This window comes from Sulfuricurvum sp., from assembly GCF_049305995.1.
Taxonomy (GTDB): Bacteria; Campylobacterota; Campylobacteria; order Campylobacterales; family Sulfurimonadaceae; genus Sulfuricurvum.
In genome coordinates this window covers 1-4685 of sequence record NZ_JBAQPS010000333.1, presented here as the reverse complement: position 1 = coordinate 4685, position 4685 = coordinate 1, and the positions used below count along the sequence as shown (strand labels likewise).

The window sequence follows — 4685 nt, the reverse complement described above, 5'->3', positions numbered from 1 at the left end:
TCATTATTCCTGACAATGCAAAAGAGAAACCGTCTCAAGGAACTGTTATAGCAGTGAGCGAGAAAGTAAGTAATGTAGAGATAGGGAATGTTGTCGTTTTCGGTAAATACGCCGGTACAGAATTGACATTAGAGGGAAAAGCTTACCTTGTTATCGATACAAGCGATTTACTCGGAATTATTAAATAAAGGAAACAACTATGGCAAAAGAAATTCACTATTCAGATGACGCTCGTAATAAACTCGCCGCGGGTGTACAAAAACTCACTGATGCGGTCAAAGTAACGATGGGGCCACGCGGTCGTAATGTTCTTATCCAACGTAGCTACGGCGCACCGTTGATCACCAAAGACGGTGTAACGGTAGCCAAAGAGGTAGAACTCAAAGACCCGCTAGAGAACATGGGAGCGCAACTCGTTAAAGAGGTTGCGTCCAACACAGCGGATGAGGCGGGAGACGGTACGACTACGGCAACCATCCTTGCCAACTCTATTTTCAAAGAGGGTCTTCGCAACATCACCGCAGGGGCTAACCCAATCGAAGTAAAACGGGGTATGGACAAAGCAACTGAAGCGATTTTGGCAGAACTCAAAGCGGCTTCACGCATCATCAACGATAAAAAAGAGATCGCGCAAGTAGCCACCATCTCTGCAAACTCGGATGAGCGTATCGGTGCCATGATCGCTGAAGCGATGGACAAAGTTGGCCGTGACGGTGTTATCACCGTTGAAGAAGCAAAAGGGATCAATGATGAACTCGACGTTGTTGAGGGGATGCAGTTTGACCGTGGGTACCTCAGCCCGTATTTCATCACCAACTCGGAGAAAATGACCGTTGAACTCGATCATCCGTTTATCCTTTTGTTCGATCAAAAAATCTCGAACCTAAAAGACCTTCTCCCTGTGTTGGAGCAAGTTCAAAAAAGCTCACGCCCACTCCTCATCATCGCAGAAGACGTTGAGGGTGAAGCGTTGGCAACTCTCGTTGTAAACAAACTTCGCGGTGTACTCAACATCACAGCCGTTAAAGCTCCGGGATTCGGTGATCGCCGCAAAGCGATGCTCCAAGATATCGCGGTACTTACCCGTGCACAACTCATCAGCGAAGAGATCGGACGTACACTCGACAGCGCAACAGTAGCAGACCTCGGTCAAGCAGCGCGCGTCGTTATCAGCAAAGACAACACAACCATCGTTGACGGAGCTGGAGATAAAGATGCGGTGAACTCACGTATCAAAGAGATCCGTACTCAAATCGAAGCGACTACGAGCGAATACGACAAAGAAAAACTTCAAGAACGTCTTGCGAAACTCGCTGGCGGTGTTGCGGTTATCAAAGTCGGAGCGGCTACTGAAACCGAAATGAAAGAGAAAAAAGACCGTGTTGACGATGCACTCTCAGCAACCAAAGCGGCGGTTGAAGAGGGGATCGTCATCGGCGGCGGTGCGGCATTGATCCGTGCGGCGGCAAAAGTGAAACACGACCTTAGCGGCGATCAAAAAATCGGATGGGAGATCATCCTTCGCGCGATCACGGCTCCGGTTAAACAAATCGCTGAAAATGCGGGATACGATGCGGGTGTTGTCGTCAACACTATCGTTTCTGCAACGAATGAAAACATCGGATTCAACGCGGCAACGGGCGAATACGTCGATATGTACGAAGCGGGAATCATCGATCCGCTCAAAGTTGAGCGTGTCGCATTGACCAACGCAACGTCGGTATCAAGTATGCTTCTCACCACCGAAGCAACAATCCACGAAATCAAAGAAGATAAACCTGCAATGCCTGATATGGGCGGTATGGGTGGAATGCCGGGTATGATGTAAAGACCGTAAAAAATGTCCTAAACGGACATTTTTAGGTCTGAAACCGAACGTGCCGAATGCAATGAGCAGTGAGGCTTAGCCATCAATAGGCTCGAAACCAAAGCCGATGTCGCAAAGCGACCGGCGACGGCTTAGCATAAAATAGAAGCCTCACGCTTGCCCGAACGAAACCCTTCTCTAAATCTTTTTTCTTGACAATCTCCAATATATGTACTATTATATGTACAACTATTCACAAGGAGGCATCTAATGACAGCAATTACCTATTCCTCAGCCCGTGAGCACTTTGCTAAAACCATCGATACTGCTGTTAATAACCATATTCCTGTTCTGATTACACGACGATCAGGCGGCAATGCGGTATTGATCTCTGAAGAAGATTTTCGTTCCTATGAAGAGAGTGCTTATCTTATGCAAAGCATGACGAATGCTATGCGACTTAACAGTGCCATCGAATCGCTTCGAAGCGGTCGCGGTATCGAAAAAGCGTTGATTGAGGAATGAAAATTGTTTTTGCCGAAGAAGCATGGGAAGATTATCTCTACTGGCAAGAGAATGATAAAAAAATACTCAAACGGATTAATGAACTGGTGAAGGCAATTTGTCGTGATCCTTTCAAAGGGATCGGCGAACCCGAACCTCTTCGCCATAATTGGAGCGGTTTTTGGTCACGCCGTATCAATCGCGAACACCGTCTCGTCTATTCTATTGAAAATGGCGCACTATTAATTGCACAGTGCCGATACCATTATTGAGAAAAACATGTACTTATCCCTAACCGACCTCATCGGAATTATCGGCGTCATTATCATTATCGTCGCTTACATGCTTTTACAATTGGAAAAAATGGAGGCAAAAGATTTAAGCTTCTCCGTCTTAAATACCCTAGGAGCATTGCTGATCATCATCTCACTGCTGTATGATTGGAATCTTGCATCGTTTTTAATGGAATCGATTTGGATGTTGATTAGTGTGTACGGGATACTCAAATATTATAAATTGAAAAAGAGAGAAGAGAATACCGCCAACAATGGCGGCGAAGAAGATTAAGCGATTTCGTTCGCTTTTTTATTTTCCCAAAGGGAATGGCCAAACGCAATAGCGATAAGACCGATACCGATGGTTCCTGTCACCATTTCACTGATGTGGGTGGTAATTTTCATCAACATGATAATCGCTAAAATTCCAATCGCATAGTGAGCACCGTGTTCGAGATAACGGAATTCGGAGAGGGTTTTATGCTCAACAAAATAGAGGGTGATACTCCGCACAAACATCGCTCCCACACCAAGCCCTATCATAATGATAAAGATATTACTGGTAAGGGCAAACGCTCCGATTACACCGTCAAAACTGAAACTCGCGTCAAGCACTTCGAGATAGATAAATCCGGCAATTCCGCTTTTGACCGTATCGGAAGAGAGGAAATGATCCAGCATCCCAAGTAATGAGTGAAGCAATACTCCGTACATAAATGCCAATACGACACCGAAATCCTGAGTAATGTGTCCTAAGCCGATACCGACCATAATCGCGGTAATCAACTCAATGTTGGCAACGCCTGAGAAGGTTTCCATCATTTTTGAATCCTCAACAAAGGTCACCCATTTAACATCCCGCTCTTCAAAGAAAAAGTCCAAAAAGACCATGAGCAAGAACGCCCCCCCGAATGCAAAAATCGTCGATTCGGTCGCTTTCAGCACTTTTTCGTATTCTGAGGGCTGGTTCATCGCCACTTGAAGTGTTTCCATCAATCCCATCCCCGTCACAATCGAAACAATTGCAAGCGGAAATATCAAACGCATCCCGAAAACCGCGATCGGAATACCGAAAACGATAAACCGTTTCTGCCAAATCGGGTCCATCGTCTCCAAAACTTTTGCATTGACAACCGCGTTATCGAATGAAAGGGAAATTTCCAAAACAATCAGAAGAAAGGTGATGTAAATAGCGGCAAGTCCGCCGAGGTAAAACGCAGCAATCAGCCCTAAAGCCATGATTGCAAACGAGCTATAAAAGTAGCGCATGAGCATCCTTCAAAAGTAATGCGCAATTATAACTTACATGTGGGCATTATGCCATTGAACCAACGAAAGACGAAACCCTTCTTTGACGGGAAGCACCTCATGTGAGAAATAGGGATTACTCAGAAATACCACCATGTCCCCTGCTTCGGGACGGAGTGTAATCGTATTGCCTGACTCATCGCACAAATAGTTAAAGAGCAATTCTCCCCCGCTGAAATGGTCACTGTCGGTCGGATGAGGCGTATAGGAGGTGGTAAAGAGGACGGTGGTGAGTTTACGCTCAGGGGCGACGGTGCGATAGCCGACCACATTCCCGTAGCGGTCACGAAGCTCACTCGCATCATCTGAGTGCTTGAGATAAAACGACCCGCTCTCGTAGCCTAGAACCTGCACGTCTGTCGCTTTGGCGAGAGAAAGGGCAAAAAAATCTTCAATTTCAGCTTTTACCGCTTCAAAACGGCGATTATACATTTCTCGGTGCTCAGGGCTGAGAATGTGAATATCGGTTTTACGGATAGTCGTATCAAGAGAACGTCCGCGAAGTTCTGCCTGCACAGCAGTGTTATCCGATAGTGCGGCAGCCGTAATGAAGCGGCATTCGACCGGAGTGAGTACCCCCTCCAAAACCATATAGGGAAAATCGTGATAGGGATTGGGAAGCCGCGCGGTAGGGATATCCCATCCCAGTAACTCATCGCGTGCATAGACGTAGTTACTGATTTGATGCATAACTATTTCTGCTTATCGGTCACAATATAGAGCTGTTCATGTCCCAAACGTTTGAGCACGTCCATCACTCCGACGAAGTTTTGAAATGCCGCATCTTTATC

7 protein-coding genes are annotated in these 4685 nt (G+C 46.2%); 5 read left to right on the top strand and 2 right to left on the bottom strand.

Annotation, left to right across the window (positions count from 1 at the left end; genetic code table 11):
* From WA010_RS11405 to WA010_RS11385, 5 genes are all read left to right on the top strand, one after another.
* On the top strand, window positions 1-188 hold a 188-nt coding region (locus WA010_RS11405), incomplete at its 5' end, for a co-chaperone GroES (RefSeq protein WP_422557236.1).
* Window positions 189-199: 11 nt separating this feature from the next.
* Window positions 200-1828: a chaperonin GroEL gene (groL, locus tag WA010_RS11400; protein WP_422557235.1), complete on the top strand. Its 1629-nt coding sequence runs from the start codon at window positions 200-202 to the stop codon at window positions 1826-1828.
* A gap of 249 nt (window positions 1829-2077) precedes the next feature.
* Window positions 2078-2332 carry a type II toxin-antitoxin system Phd/YefM family antitoxin gene (locus WA010_RS11395; RefSeq protein ID WP_422557234.1) on the top strand — a complete coding sequence of 85 codons (255 nt, stop codon included), beginning with the start codon at window positions 2078-2080 and terminating at the stop codon, window positions 2330-2332.
* Complete coding sequence (locus WA010_RS11390; protein WP_422557233.1) at window positions 2329-2583, top strand: Txe/YoeB family addiction module toxin; 255 nt, start codon at window positions 2329-2331, stop codon at window positions 2581-2583. The genes WA010_RS11395 and WA010_RS11390 overlap by 4 nt, the downstream gene beginning before the upstream one ends.
* Before the next feature lie 7 nt (window positions 2584-2590).
* On the top strand, window positions 2591-2878 hold the full coding sequence (locus WA010_RS11385) for a CBU_0592 family membrane protein (RefSeq protein WP_422557232.1): 288 nt from the start codon (window positions 2591-2593) through the stop codon (window positions 2876-2878).
* Here the strand turns inward: WA010_RS11385 and WA010_RS11380 are convergent.
* Entirely contained in the window at window positions 2875-3855 is a 981-nt protein-coding gene (locus WA010_RS11380; protein WP_422557231.1) for a DUF475 domain-containing protein, read from the bottom strand. The genes WA010_RS11385 and WA010_RS11380 overlap by 4 nt on opposite strands.
* A 33-nt stretch (window positions 3856-3888) precedes the next feature.
* A complete protein-coding gene (locus tag WA010_RS11375) occupies window positions 3889-4584 on the bottom strand; it encodes a 2OG-Fe(II) oxygenase (RefSeq protein ID WP_422557230.1) in 696 nt (231 codons plus the stop codon).
* Between the last annotated feature and the right edge of the window lie 101 nt (window positions 4585-4685).